General features: G+C 70.5%; 18 protein-coding genes. 6 read left to right on the forward strand and 12 right to left on the reverse strand.

The features are described 5' to 3' along the window. Nucleotides 1–6: 6 nt before the first annotated feature. Complete coding sequence (locus ACIBI4_RS30205; protein WP_399207317.1) at nucleotides 7–1,692, reverse strand: DAK2 domain-containing protein; 1,686 nt, start codon at nucleotides 1,690–1,692, stop codon at nucleotides 7–9. 249 nt (nucleotides 1,693–1,941) lie between these two features. Here ACIBI4_RS30205 and rpmB point away from each other — a divergent pair, with 249 nt between their 5' ends. Further along, on the forward strand, nucleotides 1,942–2,127 hold the full coding sequence (gene rpmB, locus ACIBI4_RS30210) for a 50S ribosomal protein L28 (protein WP_037625034.1): 186 nt from the start codon (nucleotides 1,942–1,944) through the stop codon (nucleotides 2,125–2,127). A 96-nt stretch (nucleotides 2,128–2,223) separates the two neighbouring features. On the opposite strand, the gene thiD is transcribed toward rpmB, so the two are convergent. Both thiD and ACIBI4_RS30220 read right to left on the reverse strand, forming a co-directional pair. Next, entirely contained in the window at nucleotides 2,224–3,006 is a 783-nt protein-coding gene (gene thiD, locus ACIBI4_RS30215; protein ID WP_399207354.1) for a bifunctional hydroxymethylpyrimidine kinase/phosphomethylpyrimidine kinase, read from the reverse strand. 14 nt (nucleotides 3,007–3,020) lie between these two features. Next, nucleotides 3,021–3,986, reverse strand: coding sequence for a thiamine-phosphate kinase (locus tag ACIBI4_RS30220; protein WP_399207318.1), 966 nt, complete (start codon nucleotides 3,984–3,986; stop codon nucleotides 3,021–3,023). Nucleotides 3,987–4,258: 272 nt separating this feature from the next. Here ACIBI4_RS30220 and ACIBI4_RS30225 point away from each other — a divergent pair, with 272 nt between their 5' ends. Next, a complete protein-coding gene (locus ACIBI4_RS30225) occupies nucleotides 4,259–4,492 on the forward strand; it encodes an Lrp/AsnC family transcriptional regulator (RefSeq protein ID WP_052579718.1) in 234 nt (77 codons plus the stop codon). A gap of 20 nt (nucleotides 4,493–4,512) precedes the next feature. Continuing rightward, a complete protein-coding gene (locus ACIBI4_RS30230) occupies nucleotides 4,513–4,995 on the forward strand; it encodes a DUF3515 domain-containing protein (protein ID WP_399207319.1) in 483 nt (160 codons plus the stop codon). 75 nt (nucleotides 4,996–5,070) lie between these two features. On the opposite strand, the gene ACIBI4_RS30235 is transcribed toward ACIBI4_RS30230, so the two are convergent. The 3 genes from ACIBI4_RS30235 to ACIBI4_RS30245 all read right to left on the reverse strand — a co-directional run bounded on the left by ACIBI4_RS30235 (nucleotide 5,071) and on the right by ACIBI4_RS30245 (nucleotide 8,099). Beyond that, the gene (locus ACIBI4_RS30235) at nucleotides 5,071–6,261 is read right to left on the reverse strand and encodes a D-alanine--D-alanine ligase family protein (RefSeq protein WP_399207320.1); all 1,191 of its coding nucleotides are present in this window, start codon (nucleotides 6,259–6,261) and stop codon (nucleotides 5,071–5,073) included. Nucleotides 6,262–6,342: 81 nt separating this feature from the next. Next, nucleotides 6,343–7,353 (reverse strand): NAD(P)H-dependent glycerol-3-phosphate dehydrogenase, encoded by a 1,011-nt coding sequence (locus ACIBI4_RS30240; RefSeq protein ID WP_399207321.1) that lies wholly within the window; start codon nucleotides 7,351–7,353, stop codon nucleotides 6,343–6,345. Next, the gene (locus ACIBI4_RS30245; protein ID WP_399207322.1) at nucleotides 7,350–8,099 is read right to left on the reverse strand and encodes a lysophospholipid acyltransferase family protein; all 750 of its coding nucleotides are present in this window, start codon (nucleotides 8,097–8,099) and stop codon (nucleotides 7,350–7,352) included. The genes ACIBI4_RS30240 and ACIBI4_RS30245 overlap by 4 nt, the downstream gene beginning before the upstream one ends. Nucleotides 8,100–8,251: 152 nt before the next feature. On the opposite strand from ACIBI4_RS30245, the gene cofC reads away from it, so the two are divergent. Next, the gene (gene cofC / locus ACIBI4_RS30250; protein ID WP_399207323.1) at nucleotides 8,252–8,932 is read left to right on the forward strand and encodes a 2-phospho-L-lactate guanylyltransferase; all 681 of its coding nucleotides are present in this window, start codon (nucleotides 8,252–8,254) and stop codon (nucleotides 8,930–8,932) included. Here the strand turns inward: cofC and ACIBI4_RS30255 are convergent. The 5 genes from ACIBI4_RS30255 to leuC form a co-directional block, all read right to left on the reverse strand. Further along, nucleotides 8,904–9,107: a hypothetical protein gene (locus ACIBI4_RS30255; protein WP_399207324.1), complete on the reverse strand. Its 204-nt coding sequence runs from the start codon at nucleotides 9,105–9,107 to the stop codon at nucleotides 8,904–8,906. The two genes, cofC and ACIBI4_RS30255, sit on opposite strands and share 29 nt — an antisense overlap. 103 nt (nucleotides 9,108–9,210) lie before the next feature. Next, entirely contained in the window at nucleotides 9,211–9,870 is a 660-nt protein-coding gene (locus ACIBI4_RS30260) for an HU family DNA-binding protein (protein ID WP_399207325.1), read from the reverse strand. A gap of 148 nt (nucleotides 9,871–10,018) precedes the next feature. Then, nucleotides 10,019–10,264: a hypothetical protein gene (locus ACIBI4_RS30265; RefSeq protein ID WP_399207327.1), complete on the reverse strand. Its 246-nt coding sequence runs from the start codon at nucleotides 10,262–10,264 to the stop codon at nucleotides 10,019–10,021. Between the two features lie 251 nt (nucleotides 10,265–10,515). Beyond that, entirely contained in the window at nucleotides 10,516–11,109 is a 594-nt protein-coding gene (gene leuD / locus ACIBI4_RS30270; RefSeq protein ID WP_399207328.1) for a 3-isopropylmalate dehydratase small subunit, read from the reverse strand. A gap of 6 nt (nucleotides 11,110–11,115) precedes the next feature. Beyond that, nucleotides 11,116–12,549 (reverse strand): 3-isopropylmalate dehydratase large subunit, encoded by a 1,434-nt coding sequence (gene leuC, locus ACIBI4_RS30275; RefSeq protein ID WP_399207329.1) that lies wholly within the window; start codon nucleotides 12,547–12,549, stop codon nucleotides 11,116–11,118. 187 nt (nucleotides 12,550–12,736) lie between these two features. Here leuC and ndgR point away from each other — a divergent pair, with 187 nt between their 5' ends. Further along, on the forward strand, nucleotides 12,737–13,453 hold the full coding sequence (gene ndgR, locus ACIBI4_RS30280) for an IclR family transcriptional regulator NdgR (protein WP_015036427.1): 717 nt from the start codon (nucleotides 12,737–12,739) through the stop codon (nucleotides 13,451–13,453). A gap of 109 nt (nucleotides 13,454–13,562) precedes the next feature. On the opposite strand, the gene ACIBI4_RS30285 is transcribed toward ndgR, so the two are convergent. Further along, entirely contained in the window at nucleotides 13,563–14,048 is a 486-nt protein-coding gene (locus ACIBI4_RS30285; RefSeq protein WP_399207330.1) for a DUF4188 domain-containing protein, read from the reverse strand. Nucleotides 14,049–14,133: 85 nt separating this feature from the next. Here ACIBI4_RS30285 and ACIBI4_RS30290 point away from each other — a divergent pair, with 85 nt between their 5' ends. After that, complete coding sequence (locus tag ACIBI4_RS30290; protein WP_399207331.1) at nucleotides 14,134–14,781, forward strand: MerR family transcriptional regulator; 648 nt, start codon at nucleotides 14,134–14,136, stop codon at nucleotides 14,779–14,781. The last annotated feature ends 20 nt before the right edge of the window (nucleotides 14,782–14,801 follow it).

Genomic DNA, 14,801 nt, shown 5'->3' on the forward strand with positions numbered 1-14,801 from the left:
GACGTCCTACTCCACCCCGATCAGCAGCAGAGCCGACTTCCGGCCGCCCCGGTACACCACCGTGTCCACCGCCAGGTACGCCTCGCGAACGTGCTCCTCCAGCGTCGCGGCCACGCCTTCCGGGACCTCGTCGCCGAGGACGAGGGTCACCATCTCGCCGCCCGCCGAGAGCATCCGGTCGAGGACGGCCCGTGCGGTCTCGGGGAGTTCCGCGCCGATCACGGCCACGTCCCCGTCGATGAGGCCGAGCATGTCGCCGGCCTGGCAGATCCCGGCCATGGTCCACGACTGCCGTTCCGCGACGGCCAGTTCGCCGTAGCGGGTCGCGCCCGCCGCGGCCGTCATCGCGACCACGTCCTCGTCGAAGCGGCGCTCCGGCTCATGCACGGCGAGGGCCGCGATGCCCTGGACCGCCGAGCGGGTGGGGATCAGCGCGACCCGTACCCCTTCCGTACGCGCCTGCTCCGCGGCCGCCGCGGCCGTGTGCCGCAGGTCGGCGTCGTTGGGCAGCAGCACCACCTCGCGCGCGTGTGCCCGCCGGACCGCGTCGACCAGTTCCCCGCTCGCGGGCGGCTCACCCGGCCGGGCCAGGACAGTGGTCGCGCCGGCCTCCGCGTACAGCCCCGCGAGCCCCTCCCCCGGCACGACGGCGACGATCGCCCGCTGTGCCTTCTCGCGCGGCGGCGCCACGAAACCCGCGCTGTGCGCGTCCCCGTCACCGAAGTGCGTGATGCGGATCCGGTACGGCCGTCCCGCCTCGACTCCTGCCTCGACCGCGGCGCCGGCGTCGTCCACGTGCACATGGACGTTCCACAGTCCGTCTCCGCCGACCACGACGAGGGAGTCGCCGAGCGCGTCGAGCCGTGTCTTCAGGCGCTCGACCTGTGCGTCGTCGGCGGTCTCCAGGAGGTAGATCACCTCGAAGGCCGGACCGCCCGAGCTCTCCTGCCCGCAGGAGTCGGCCGGCTCCTCGGCCGGCAGCCCAGGCTGCGCGGAGGCCGTGTACGCAGCGACCACCTGCCCCGACACCGCCTCGACCAGCGCCCCGAGCACCGCCACGAGCCCTCGCCCGCCGGCATCCACCACTCCGGCCCGTCCGAGCACGGCCAGCTGCGAGGGCGTCCGCTCCAGCGCCGCACAGGCCCCGTCGTACGCGGCCCGCGCCACGGCCCCGCAGTCGTCCTCGGCGTCCTCGGCCGCCCGGGCCGCCGCGGTCGCCACCGAGAGCACCGTGCCCTCCACGGGGTGGGCCACGGCCTGGTACCCGGAGGCGGCGGCCTGCCGCAGCGCCTCCTTCAGGCGACGGGCCCGTACGAACGCCCCTGCGGACGCCGCATCGGCCTCGTGAGAAAGGTCACCCTCCCCCGCCAGCACCTGCGCCATCCCCCGCAGCAGCTGCGCCAGGATCGTCCCGGAATTGCCGCGCGCCCCGATCAGCGCGCCGTGCGCCATGGCCCGTACCGCCTCGGCGAGGGAAGGGCTGTCGTCCGAGCCGGCCGCCTCGTGCGCGGCGAAGATGGCCTCGACCGCGTGGGCCGCCGACTCCACCGTCAGATACAGGTTCGTGCCCGTGTCCGCGTCGGCCACGGGATAGACGTTGATGGCGTCGATCTCCTCGCGGGCCCGCCCGAGGGCGTCCAGCGCGAGTCCGCACCAGCCGCGCACCACCAGGGCGTCGGGAGTCTGCGGCACGGTGCCTCCTGTCAGCGGGCGGGATCAGTCGCAGACTAGTGCTGCCCCGTACGCCGGGTAACCGAGGCCCGGGCCTGAGGCCTGGGCGGACATGGTAGTTTTCTTGTACCGACGCAGCCGATGTATGCTGCTTCGGTTGCCCGATTCGGATCGGGCCATTCCCTGGCAGCGCCACTCAGATCCTCACGGAACTCGACTCGGCATGCCGGGTTTCAACCGTAAGTGCATCTGAAGTCTTTGGAGTGACCCGTGGCTGCCAACTGCGACGTCTGTGGCAAGGGCCCGGGCTTCGGCAACAACATCTCGCACTCTCACCGCCGTACGCCGCGCCGCTGGAACCCGAACATCCAGCGCGTTCGTACCGTGGTGGGCGGGACGCCGAAGCGCGTGAACGCTTGCACCTCGTGCATCAAGGCCGGCAAGGTCACGCGCTAATCGCAGCGCGGCCACCTAGCTGGTTGCTTCAAGAAGCCGGTCCGTCCCCTCGGGGACGGACCGGCTTCTTGCGTTCCGGGTGGGCGAGTGTGCCCGCTAGCTGAACTGCCAGCCATGGCGGACCGGGCCGATTCCGCCTCCGAGGGGGAAGCCCGCCGCGATCGCCCCCGTCACGTACTCCTTCGCCGCCGTGACCGCCTCCGGGACCGTGCGGCCCTGGGCGAGGCCCGCGGCGATGGCGCTGGCCAGGGTGCAGCCCGTGCCGTGGGTGTGGCGGTTGTCGTGGCGCGGGGCACGGAGCCACAGCTCCTCGGTGCCGTCCGTGAGGAGGTCGACCGCCTCGCCGGGCAGATGCCCGCCCTTGATCAGGGCCCAGCGCGGGCCGAACCCCAGGATCGCGGCAGCGGCCCGGCGCAGATCGCCTTCCGCCGCCACCTGGATGCCCGTGAGCTGCGCCACCTCGTCCAGATTGGGCGTGGCCACCGTGGCGGCCGGCAGGAGCTTGGTGCGTACGGCGTCGAGGGCGGAGGCCGCGAGCAGTGAGTCGCCGTGCTTGGAGACCCCGACGGGGTCCACGACCGCGGGCGCGTCCGTGCCCGCCAGCAACTCCGCGACCGCCTCGACCAGTTCGGGCGAGGCGAGCATGCCGGTCTTCACGGCCTGTACGCCGATGTCGTCGACGACGCTGCGGTACTGCGCCCGCACCGCCTCGACGGGCAGCTCCCAAACGCCTTGGACGCCAAGGGAGTTCTGCGCGGTGACCGCCGTGAGCACGCTCATGCCGTGCGTGCCGAGCGCGAGCATCGTCTTGAGGTCGGCCTGGATCCCGGCGCCGCCGCCGGAGTCCGAGCCCGCGACGGTGAGCACCCGCGGGGGTATCGGCCCGGCGCCGCTCACGGCTCGATGTCCTCGCCGAAGTGGTCCCAGCCCTTGCCGGTCCAGGGTGCGCCGTCGACCGTCACCTGGGGCAGCGCCGACGGGTTGAGGACCTCGCCGATCACCTTCCAGCGCGCCGGCAGCTTCACGTCCCCGGGGAAGGTCGCCACGATCGCGTGGTCCTCGCCGCCGTTGAGCACCCACTGCAGCGGGTCGATGCCGACGGCCTGGCCGATGTCGTTCATCTGCGAAGGCACGTCGATCGCAGCGGACTTGATGTCGATCCGGACCTTGCTGGAGTCCGCGATGTGGCCGAGGTCGGCGATCAGTCCGTCGCTCACGTCCGTCATCGCGGTCGCCCCGAGCCCGGCCGCCGCGGGACCCGCGTGGTACGGCGGTTCGGGACGGCGGTGCGCCTCGACGAACGCGCGCGGCGAGCGGAAGCCGCGCGAGAGCACCGCGTGCCCCGCCGCCGACCAGCCCAGCCAGCCCGTGTACGCGACCACGTCGCCGGGCTGCGCGCCCGCGCGCGTGACCGGTTCGTGGTTGCGCAGATCGCCAAGTGCCGTGATCGACACGGTGATCGTGTCGCCGCGTACGACATCGCCGCCCACGACGGCGGCGCCCGCGACCTGGCACTCGTCGCGCAGGCCGTCCATCAGCTCGGTGGCCCACGTGACCGGGAGGTCGGCCGGGATCACCAGGCCGAGCAGCAGCGCGGTCGGTACGGCGCCCATGGCGGCGATGTCCGCGAGGTTCTGCGCGGCGGCCTTGCGGCCGACGTCGTACGCGGTGGACCAGTCGCGGCGGAAGTGCCGCCCCTCGATCAGGATGTCGGTGCTCGCCACGACCCTGCGGTCGGGCGCGGACACGACCGCCGCGTCGTCGCCGGGGCCGATCCTGACCGCCGGTGTGGTCGTGAGCCGGGAGGTGAGCTCTCGAATGAGCCCGAACTCTCCGAGCTCCCCCACGGTGCCCTTCATCGAAACGCCCTTTCTGTGCCGGCGCCCTTGCGGTAGCGGGGCCCTGCGGCCGCGGGTACCGTCAACGAGTACGTCAACTTCTGTGGTGCGCACGCCGAGGCACGCGCAGATGCGTACGCCTCGGCGCACGCGGGTGCGGAGGCCGCCGCATCCGGTCCCGAGTCACCACGGGTCTCCCCGCGGGATGCGGCAACGCGATACCGTGGCGTCCCTTCTCCCCGCATGATCCCCGCGATCCCCGCGATGATCCTCGTGGCCGCCCTGGAGGTTCCGTGGTACAGGCGTACATCCTGATCCAGACCGAGGTCGGCAAGGCGTCGACCGTCGCCGATCTGATCGGCAAGATCCCGGGAGTGATCCAGGCCGAGGACGTCACCGGTCCCTACGATGTCATCGTCCGCGCGCAGGCGGACACCGTCGACGACCTCGGTCGCATGGTGGTTGCCAAGGTCCAGCAAGTGGACGGCATCACCCGCACCCTGACCTGCCCGGTCGTGCACTTGTAGCCCCCGTCTACGCTTGGCCGGTGAACTTCTTCCGCCGCCGGCTCGTCCCGCTCCCCGCCCTCGGCCTCGTGCTTCTGGCCGCGGGCTGCTCATGGACGGACGACACGGTGACGGCTGTGGTTCCCTCCCCGGACGCCCGGACCTCCGGTCACTGCCGAAAGCTGGACAAGGCGCTGCCCGACCGGCTCGACGGCCTCGACCGGAGTGATCCCGAGCCGAGCTCGGAGTTCACCGCCGGGTGGGGAGGCTCGGCGATCATACTGCGCTGCGGAGTTCCCCAGCCCGCCAAGATGCTGGATCCGAACCCGCCGAGCACCACGGTCGACGGCCAGGGCTGGCTGGTGGAGGAGCCCGGGGACGGTTCGTACCGTTTTACGAGCGCGCTGCGCGAGGCCTACGTCGAGGTCACCCTCAGCAAGGAGCACGCGGAGCAGGGTGCGGGGGTGCTCGTGGATTTCGGGCGACTGCTCAAGAAGACGGTTCCTGACGGCATCGCGACCTGAGTTCCGTACGGCCCCGTACCGCACGCAAAAAAGCCGCACCCCGCGTCTGCGAGGTGCGGCTTCCGTGTTGTGCGGTCAGCGCAGGCCGGTCGGCCGGTTGAGGGCCGCCTGGACCAGGCGGTCCACCAGCTCCGGGTACGAGACGCCGGACTCCTGCCACATGCGCGGGTACATCGAGATCGGCGTGAAGCCCGGCATCGTGTTGATCTCGTTGATCACGAACTCGCCGTCCTCCGTGAGGAAGAAGTCCGCGCGCACCAGACCTTCACAGCTCGCCGCCTCGAAGGCGGCGACCGCGAGGCGCTGGACCTCGGCGGTCTGCTCGGGGGTCAGCGGGGCGGGCACGATCCCGGAGGCCGAGTCGATGTACTTCGCCTCGAAGTCGTAGAACGCGTGGTCGGTGACCGGCGGGATCTCGGCGGGCAGGCTGGCGCGGGGGCCGTCCTCGAACTCCAGGACGCCGCACTCGATCTCGCGGCCGCGAAGGAGCGCCTCCACGAGGAACTTCGGGTCGTGGCGCCGCGCCTCCTCGATGGCCTCGTCCAGGCCGTCGAAGGAGTCGACCTTGGTGATGCCGAAGGAGGAGCCGGCGCGGGCCGGCTTCACGAACAGCGGCCAGCCGTGCTCACCGGCGAACTCGGCGATCTTCTGGCGGGCATCGGCCCGGTCGTTGTCCCACTCGCGGGGGCGGATCACCAGGTACGGGCCGACGGGCAGACCGAAGGAGGTGAAGACGCGCTTCATGTACTCCTTGTCCTGGCCGACCGCGGAGGCCAGAACTCCCGAGCCCACATAGGGCGTTCCGGACAGTTCGAGCAGACCCTGGAGGGTGCCGTCCTCGCCGTACGGGCCGTGCAGCATCGGGAAGACCACGTCGACCTCGCCGAGCGCCTTGGGCACGGCACCGGGCTCGGTGTAGACGACCTCGCGGTTGGCGGGGTCGACCGGCAGGATCACGCCGCCTTCGGTGTTCTCGGCGACCTGCTCGACGCTCGGCACCGTGCGGTCGGTGATGGCCATCCGCTCGGGCTCGTCGGCGGTCAGCATCCAGCGGCCGTCGGCGGTGATGCCGATGGGCAGGACGTCGTACTTGCTGCGGTCGATCGCGCTGAGCACCGCACCGGCCGTGACGACCGAGATGCCGTGCTCGGAGCTGCGCCCGCCGAACACGACGGCCACGCGCGGCTTGCGGACGTTCCCGCCGGTGGCACCGGTGGCACCGGAAGCGGCAGGAACGGGGCTCTGGGGGGAGGTCTCGCTGCTCATATCGCGTTGAGACTACCTTGCGTGACCGCGCCCCAGGGAGCCCCAACGCGCGCCCTGCCGGCCATCACGCTCGGTGACGGATCAGTGCCGCTCGGACTTCGCGCTGCGCGACATCAGCTCCTTGAGCGCGACGAGCGGCGGCTTCCCGTTGTGCACGATGTCCACGACCGTGTCCGTGATCGGCATCTCGACGCCGTGCCGCCGGGCCAGATCGGCCACGGACTCACAGGACTTGACGCCCTCGGCGGTCTGCTTGGTGACCGCGATGGTCTCCTCGAGCGTCATGCCCTTGCCGAGGTTCGTACCGAAGGTGTGGTTGCGCGACAGCGGCGAGGAGCACGTGGCCACCAGGTCGCCGAGGCCCGCGAGTCCGGAGAACGTGAGCGGGTCGGCGCCCATCGCGAGGCCGAGCCGGGTGGTCTCGGCGAGGCCGCGCGTGATCAGCGAGCCCTTGGTGTTGTCGCCGAGACCCATGCCGTCGGCGATGCCGACCGCGAGCCCGATGACGTTCTTGACGGCGCCGCCGAGTTCGCAGCCGACGACGTCCGTGTTCGTGTACGGACGGAAGTACGGGGTGTGGCAGGCCTGCTGCAGCCGCTGGGCCACCGCTTCGTCGGGGCAGGCCACCACGGAGGCGGCGGGCTGGCGTGCGGCGATCTCGCGGGCCAGGTTGGGCCCTGTGACCACGGCGATGCGCTCGGCGGGCACCTTGGTGACATCGGCGATGACCTCGCTCATCCGCATCGCCGAGCCGAGCTCGACCCCCTTCATCAGGGAGACGAGGACGGTGTCGGGCGCGAGCAGCGGCGCCCACTCCGTGAGGTTGGCGCGCAGTGTCTGCGAGGGGACGGCGAGCACGGTGAAGTCCGCGCCGGCCGCGGCCTCGGCGGCGTCCGTCGTCGCCCTGATCCGCGCGGGGAGTTCGACGTCGGGGAGGTAGTCGGGGTTCCTGCGCGTGGAGTTGATGGCCTCGGCGAGCTCGGGCCTGCGCCCCCAGAGCGTCACCTCGCAGCCCGCGTCCGCGAGGACCATCGCGAAGGCCGTGCCCCACGAACCCGTACCGAAGACGGCCGCCTTCACCGCTGTGCTCACTTCTCGGTCTCTCCTTCGGCCAGCTTGCGACGCTGCTCGATCCGTGCCTGACGCGGGTCGTAGGGCTTGTCGGGTGCCTTCTCGCCGCGCAGCTCCTCCAGGAGCAGGGTGACGCGGCGCATGATGACCTCGGTCGCCTCCTGCAGCACCTCGGGGGTCATCTCCCGGTCGTAGAAGGCCGAAAGGTCCACCGGCGGTCCCGCGAGCACCTGGCTCGTCTTGCGCGGGAAGAGATCCGGCTTCTTCGCGTACGGGGGCAGCAGCCCGTTGGCGCCCCACTGGGCCACGGGAATCACCGGGCACTTGGTCTGCAGTGCGACGCGTGCGGCACCGGTCTTCGCGGTCATCGGCCACTGGTCCGGATCGCGGGTGATCGTGCCTTCCGGATAGAAGGCGACGCATTCACCGCGCTCGACCGCCTCGATGGCGGCGCGAAAGGCGCTCAGCGCATCGGTGGACTCGCGATAGACGGGGATCTGTCCTGTGCCCCGCATCATCATGCCGACAAAGCCGCTCTTGAATAGGCCGTGCTTGGCCAGGAAACGCGGCACACGTCCGGTGTTGTACTGATAGTGCGCGTATGCGAATGGGTCGACATGCGAATTGTGGTTCACCGCGGTGATAAATCCGCCCTCGGCCGGAATGTGTTCCATCCCGCGCCAGTCCCGCTTGAGGAAAACGATCAGCGGCGGTTTGGCGATGACCGCCGCAAGGCGGTACCAGAAGCCGATTCTGCGGCGGGGCACTCGGACACCTTCCTCTACGGACCTGATGTGCTGGGGGAAACGGGCCGGGTGGGCGGCCGCACAAGTGTCGCCCCAGGTCCCCGGTCTGTCGAGAACACCGTACGCCCACCCTTGAGTACGGACGCGGGGAGTGCCGGGCCAGAATGGGCGCGATGCGCACCGACAACGGCCGCCCGGTTCCGCTCGCGTGGAGCCTGGTCATCCCCCTGAAGCCCCTCGCGCTGGCGAAGAGCAGGCTCGTGGAGCCACTCCCCGTCCAGGGCACGGCCCCGCTGCGCCCCACGCTCGCCCTGGCGTTCGCGCAGGACACGGTGGCCGCGGTCGCGGCCTGTCCGGCGGTACGGGATGTGGTGGTCGTCACGGACGACGAGCTGGCGGCGCGCGAACTGGCGGCACTGGGCGCACGGATCGTCCGCGACGAGCCCGGCACGGGCCTGAACGGTGCGCTCGCGCACGGGGAGCAGGCCATACGGGCCGACCGCCCGCGCGCCGCGATAGCGGCCCTCAACGCGGATCTGCCGGCCCTGCGCCCGGCGGAATTGACCGCCGTGCTCGACCATGCCGCACAATTCCCCCGCGCATTCCTCGCGGATGCCGCAGGAATCGGTACGACGCTGCTCGCCGCGGCTCCCGGAACGGAATTGGCCCCGGCGTTCGGCGGCGCCTCGCGCGCCCGGCACACGGCGTCGGGGGCGGTCGAGCTGGCGCTCGCGGGCGTCGACAGCGTCCGTCAGGACGTGGACACCTGGGAGGACCTGCGCACGGCCCACCGTCTGGGGCTTGGACCGCGCAGCGCGGAGATGTTCAGAAGGTCTGCAGGGTCACCAGCGTGATCCGCCGCCCGTCGCCGTCCCCTTCGACCTCGATCCGTACGCGCTGACCGGGGCGCAGCAGCCGCAGACCGCCGGCGTCGAAGGCCTCGGCCGCGAACGTGACGGGGGTGCCGTCGTCCAGGAGCACACTGCCGTTGCGGGTCTCGGGATCGTACGTGTACGCGGTGGCCTGCATGCCCGCAGCGTATCGGCCCCGTGAACGCACCGCGGGCCGGTCCCCCGGTGAGGGGACCGGCCCGGCGTGTGAGTGAGCCCTGCGAGGCGTGTTCCGCCGCCCGTCACTTCTTCCTGGCGGTGGCCTTCTTGGCGGTGGTCTTGCGCGCCGTGGACTTCTTGGCGGGCGCCTTCTTCGCGGTGGCCTTCTTGGCGGGGGCGGTCTTCTTCGCCGTCGCCTTCTTGGCCGGGGCCGCCTTCTTGGCCGTGGTCTTCTTCGCCGTGGCCTTCTTGGCGGTCGTCTTCTTCGCCGTGGTCTTCTTCGCGGCGGCGGTGGTCTTCTTCGCCGTCGTCTTCTTGGCGGTGGTCTTCTTCGCGGTGGCCTTCTTCGCCGCCGCCTTCTTGGCGGTGGCCTTCTTGGCCGCAGCCTTCTTGACCGTCGCGGAAGCGCCGCCGGTCAGGCTGCCCTTGGGGGCCTTCTTGACCGCCACGTCGTTCTTGGGGAGCTTCTTGGAGCCGCTCACGAGGTCCTTGAAGCCCTGACCGGCGCGGAAGCGCGGCACCGAGGTCTTCTTGACCCGGACGCGCTCACCGGTCTGCGGGTTGCGCGCGTAGCGGGCCGGGCGGTCGACCTTCTCGAACGAGCCGAAGCCCGTGACCGAGACGCGGTCGCCACTGACCACGGCACGGACGATGGCGTCGAGTACGGCGTCGACCGCGTCGGAGGCCTGCTGACGGCCGCCGACCTTGTCGGCAATCGCTTCTACGAGCTGCGCCTTGTTCACGTCTTCCCCTTCGGAGACATTGCCGGAACGAATCTGTTCTGGCTTTTTCGCACGTTAGGCAGATATATACCGCAAATCAAACACGAAACGGGCGAATCACCCACCCGCAGCAGCGAACTGGGGCATCAACCGCAGCGAACTGAGGGGTTCAGGGACTTCCGTCCGTGGGTCCGCGATCGGATAAGGCCCTTGCGTCCAGCTCATCCATGAACTGCCCAAGGCGTCTTGCCGCATCGGCGAGATCGTGTTTGGCCGCGGCCGTAATGACCAGCAGCTTCCGGGTCAGCGCCATCCGTACGCTCTCCGGTACTTGCAGTGCGCGCACCCTGCGGTGCGCCTCTTTCAGCTGGTCCGCGACCTCGCCGTAGAGCTCGAGTTGGCGTTCGCGATCCATGCACCGATTGTGCCATCTGGCCTGAGTTGTCGCCTCACGAGGTCTCAGCGCGCCGCGCAGAAGGGGATTTCGGGGCCGCCGGATGCCTGAAGTCGCTCCACGCGGACGGTCCGCGGCACGTCGGCCGTACGAGCCCAACTCGCCCCGGCCCGGAAGGACTTGGGGCACTCGTGGCCCAAAACACCGAACCGCGGCCTGCACGCAGACCGCGGTTCGGAAAAGTCGTCGGGCTCAGGTGCCCGAATGGCGCATCACACCTGGACGGTGCGCGGCTTGTAGGCGGGGCGCTTCGTCTCGTACGAGGCGATGTCACCCTCGTTCTGCAGCGTGATGCTGATGTCGTCGAGGCCGTTCAGGAGCCGCCAGCGGGAGTTCTCGTCCAGCTCGAAGTCGGCGGTGACGCCCTCGGCGCGCACCTGGCGTTCCTGCAGGTCGACCGTGATCTCGGCGGTCGGGTCGTTCTCCGTCAGCTCCCACAGCGCGTCCACGACCTTCTGGTCGAGTACGACGGTCAGGAGGCCGTTCTTCAGCGAGTTGCCGCGGAAGATGTCGGCGAAGCGGGCGGAGATGACCGTCTTGAAGCCGTAGTTCTGCAGGGCCCAGACGGCGTGCTCGCGCGAGGAGCCCGTACCGAAGTCGGGGCCGGCCACCAGGACGGAGGCGCCCTCGCGCTCGGGGCGGTTGAGGATGAACTCGGGGTCCTTGCGCCAGGCCTCGAAGAGCCCGTCCTCGAACCCGTCGCGCGTGACCTTCTTCAGCCAGTGCGCGGGGATGATCTGGTCGGTGTCGACGTTGCTGCGGCGCAGCGGGACGGCCCGGCCGGTGTGCGTGGTGAATGCTTCCATGGCTGATCAGACTCCAGCGGGCGTACGGGCGTCGGCTTCGGACAGGTCGGCGGGCGAGGCCAGGTGGCCGAGCACGGCCGTCGCGGCGGCGACGGTGGGCGAGACCAGGTGGGTGCGGCCGCCCTTGCCCTGCCGCCCCTCGAAGTTGCGGTTCGAGGTGGACGCGGAGCGCTCGCCCGGGGCGAGTTGGTCGGGGTTCATGCCCAGACACATCGAGCAGCCCGCGTGCCGCCATTCGGCGCCGGCGTCCTTGAACACCTTGTCCAGGCCCTCGGACACGGCCTGCAGACCCACGCGCGCCGAGCCGGGGACGACCAGCATCCGCACGCCGTCGGCGATTTTGCGGCCCTGGACGATGTCCGCGGCGGCCCGCAGGTCCTCGATACGGCCGTTGGTGCAGGAGCCGACGAAAACGGTGTCGACCTTGATGTCGCGCAGCGGCTGTCCGGCCTCGAGGCCCATGTACTCCAGCGCCTTCTCGGCGGCCAGGCGCTCCGAAGCGTCTTCGTACGAAGCCGGGTCGGGGACATTGGCCGACAGGGGAGCGCCCTGGCCGGGGTTGGTGCCCCAGGTGACGAACGGGGAGAGCTCGTCGGCCTTGATGACCACCTCGGCGTCGAATTCGGCGTCGGCGTCGGTCTTCAGGGTCTTCCAGTACGCGACGGCGGCGTCCCAGTCCTCGCCCTGCGGGGCGTGGTCGCGGCCCTTGATGTACTCGAAGGTGGTCTCGTCGGGGGCGATCATGCCCGCGCGGGCACCGGCCTCGATCGACATGTTGCAGATGGTCATCCGGGCCTCCATCGAGAGCTTCTCGATGGCGGGGCCGCGGTATTCGAGGATGTAGCCCTGGCCGCCGCCCGTACCGATACGGGCGATGATCGCCAGGATCAGGTCCTTCGCCGAGACACCTTCGGGCAGTTCGTCGCCCTCGACCGTGATGGCCATGGTCTTCGGGCGGGCCAGCGGCAGCGTCTGGGTGGCCAGGACGTGCTCCACCTGCGAGGTGCCGATGCCGAACGCCAGGGCGCCGAAGGCACCGTGCGTGGAGGTGTGCGAGTCGCCGCAGACGACCGTGGTGCCCGGCTGGGTCAGGCCCAGCTGCGGGCCCACCACGTGGACGACGCCCTGCTCGACGTCGCCCAGGGAGTGCAGGCGTACGCCGAAGTCCGCGCAGTTCTTGCGCAGCGTCTCGAGCTGGGCACGCGAGACCGGGTCGGCGATCGGCTTGTCGATGTCGAGGGTGGGGGTGTTGTGGTCCTCGGTCGCGATGGTGAGATCGAGCCTGCGCACCTGGCGGCCGCTCTTGCGCAGACCGTCGAAGGCCTGCGGGCTGGTCACCTCGTGCAGCAGGTGCAGATCGATGTAGAGGAGGTCGGGCTCGCCCTCGGCGCGCCGGACGACGTGGTCGTCCCAGACCTTCTCCGCGAGTGTCCTACCCATCGCTTTCCCTCCGGCCGGTGGTGTGACGCCCGGCTCAACTAGAGATGTGTGACCGCCTCGTCCGCTCCCCACGTGCCGGACGTCGGCCGCCTGGCCCGGTGGTCTGCGGGCCGTCGTCCGTACAGGGTGACAAGTTCCGCAGAAAATTGAACTTGCGTTTCACAGAGTGAGACGCGAATATCGACGCATGGACAACTCTAGCGGCGTCGGCGTTCTCGACAAGGCGGCTCTGGTCTTGAGCGCTCTGGAGTCCGGTCCGGCCACCCTCGCAGGGCTGGTCGCAGCGACCGGACTGGCACGACCCACGGCACACCGCCTTGCCGTGGCCCTTGAGCACCACCGCATGGTGGCGCGTGACATGCAGGGCCGTTTCATTCTCGGCCCTCGCCTCGCCGAGCTCGCAGCGGCAGCCGGTGAGGACCGTCTGCTCGCGACCGCGGGCCCGGTCCTGACCCACCTGCGCGACGTGACGGGCGAGAGCGCCCAGCTGTACCGCCGCCAGGGCGACATGCGCATCTGCGTGGCCGCGGCGGAGCGTCTCTCCGGCCTGCGGGACACGGTCCCGGTGGGCTCCACGCTCACCATGAAGGCCGGTTCCTCCGCGCAGATCCTCATGGCCTGGGAGGAGCCGGAGCGCCTGCACCGCGGCCTCCAGGGCGCGCGCTTCACGGCCACGGCCCTGTCCGGCGTACGGCGCCGCGGCTGGGCCCAGTCGATCGGCGAGCGGGAGCCGGGCGTGGCCTCGGTCTCGGCGCCGGTGCGCGGCCCTTCCAATCGCGTGGTCGCGGCCGTCTCGGTCTCCGGACCGATCGAGCGCCTGACCCGTCACCCGGGCCGGATGCACGCCCAGGCCGTCATCGACGCGGCCGCCCGCCTCTCCGAGGCCCTGCGCCGCACGGGCTGAGCCGGCCCCGTACCCACAAAGGAGGCCCGCCTCAACGCCGCGGCGGACCCTCCGAGTCGACGCCCCACCGTCCATGGGGCGCCCCTGTCACCCGTACCACCGAATTGCTCTAAGCCACCTTCAGCCGGTCGGCCGCGCGGTCCCCGCGACGGGCGACCGGCTGAGTGCCGTGGGCCGCCCCGAGCCCGAACTCGGGCATGTTGACGTAGATGTTCTCGTATCGGCCCGCGGGCACCACATAGGTCTCGTGCCAAATCCCCACCACTCCCCCGGCGTTGCGCGCGCTGCGGTTGTACGCGGTCCAGGCCGGCCGGTGCTCCTTGTCCGCGTCCATGGCGTACGCGAGGAGCTTCTCCTTCGTCTCCCAGTACTGCACGACCGTGAACAGCCGCGGCCCGCCCAGCATCAGGCGGTAGCCGAGCAGCCCCGACTCCTTGTCCTGCGCGAGCTCGCGCAGCATGCGCGGCATCGCACGGAACACGGGCAGCCAACTCCGCATCCTGCGCAGCTTGTTGATCCGCATCCCGATGAGGAAGACGACGACCTCGCCCTCGGCGGCGGCGGTCCTGCGCCCCTCGATCACTTCGGTGCCCATGAGGTACCCCTCCTCGACGAGTGTTGGATAGCGCCACTATCCATGTATAGATAGTGGCACTCTCCAAGGAAGGACGCAAGGGGATATGAAGCTCGCGGAGCTGAGTGAGCGCAGCGGCGTCTCGACCGCCACGATCAAGTACTACCTGCGCGAGGGCCTGCTCCAGCCGGGCCGCCGGATCACCGCCACCCAGGCCGAGTACAGCGAGGAGCATCTGCGCCGGCTGCGGCTTGTGCGCGCGCTGATCCAGGTGGCGAAGATCCCGGTGAGCACGACACGAGAGGTGCTGTCCGCGCTGCAGGACGATTCGCTCGACCACAACGCGCGCCTGGGCACGGCCGTGTGGGCGCTGCCGCACGGTCCCGCGCAGGACGAGGAAGACCCGGCCACAGAGACGGCCCGACGCCGCGTGGACACGCTCTTCGAGCGGATGGGCTGGCTCTACAGCCGCGCGTCCGGGGCGACTTCGCCCGCGTACGGGATGCTCGTCACCGCGATCGTGACGCTGGAGCGCCTCGGATACCCCTGCGGCATCGAGGACTTGGAGCCGCACGCTCGCGCGATGGACCAACTCGCCGTCACCGACCTGGACTTGGTGGAGCGCTACGGCGGATCGCCGGATGAGCAGGTCGAGGCGGCGGTGGCCCTGACCGTGCTGTACGAGCCGGTACTCCTGAGTCTGCGCCGGCTCGCCCAGGCCGAGGAGTCGCGCCGGAGGTTCGCCGGGAAGTGAACACACGAAAAGGCCCTCCC

The organism is Streptomyces sp. NPDC050418 (genome assembly GCF_044458745.1).
Lineage (GTDB): Bacteria > Actinomycetota > Actinomycetes > Streptomycetales > Streptomycetaceae > Streptomyces.

What these genes read in the sequence shown, in the direction of transcription:
- ACIBI4_RS30290 (WP_399207331.1), top strand. Translation starts at nt 14,134, where the DNA reads ATGAAGCTCGCGGAGCTGAGTGAGCGCAGCGGCGTCTCGACCGCCACG.
- leuD (WP_399207328.1), bottom strand. Translation starts at nt 11,109, where the DNA reads ATGGAAGCATTCACCACGCACACCGGCCGGGCCGTCCCGCTGCGCCGC.
- ACIBI4_RS30265 (WP_399207327.1), bottom strand. Translation starts at nt 10,264, where the DNA reads ATGGATCGCGAACGCCAACTCGAGCTCTACGGCGAGGTCGCGGACCAG.
- ACIBI4_RS30285 (WP_399207330.1), bottom strand. Translation starts at nt 14,048, where the DNA reads ATGGGCACCGAAGTGATCGAGGGGCGCAGGACCGCCGCCGCCGAGGGC.
- cofC (WP_399207323.1), top strand. Translation starts at nt 8,252, where the DNA reads ATGCGCACCGACAACGGCCGCCCGGTTCCGCTCGCGTGGAGCCTGGTC.
- ACIBI4_RS30220 (WP_399207318.1), bottom strand. Translation starts at nt 3,986, where the DNA reads ATGAAGGGCACCGTGGGGGAGCTCGGAGAGTTCGGGCTCATTCGAGAG.
- ACIBI4_RS30235 (WP_399207320.1), bottom strand. Translation starts at nt 6,261, where the DNA reads ATGAGCAGCGAGACCTCCCCCCAGAGCCCCGTTCCTGCCGCTTCCGGT.
- leuC (WP_399207329.1), bottom strand. Translation starts at nt 12,549, where the DNA reads ATGGGTAGGACACTCGCGGAGAAGGTCTGGGACGACCACGTCGTCCGG.
- ACIBI4_RS30255 (WP_399207324.1), bottom strand. Translation starts at nt 9,107, where the DNA reads ATGCAGGCCACCGCGTACACGTACGATCCCGAGACCCGCAACGGCAGT.
- ndgR (WP_015036427.1), top strand. Translation starts at nt 12,737, where the DNA reads ATGGACAACTCTAGCGGCGTCGGCGTTCTCGACAAGGCGGCTCTGGTC.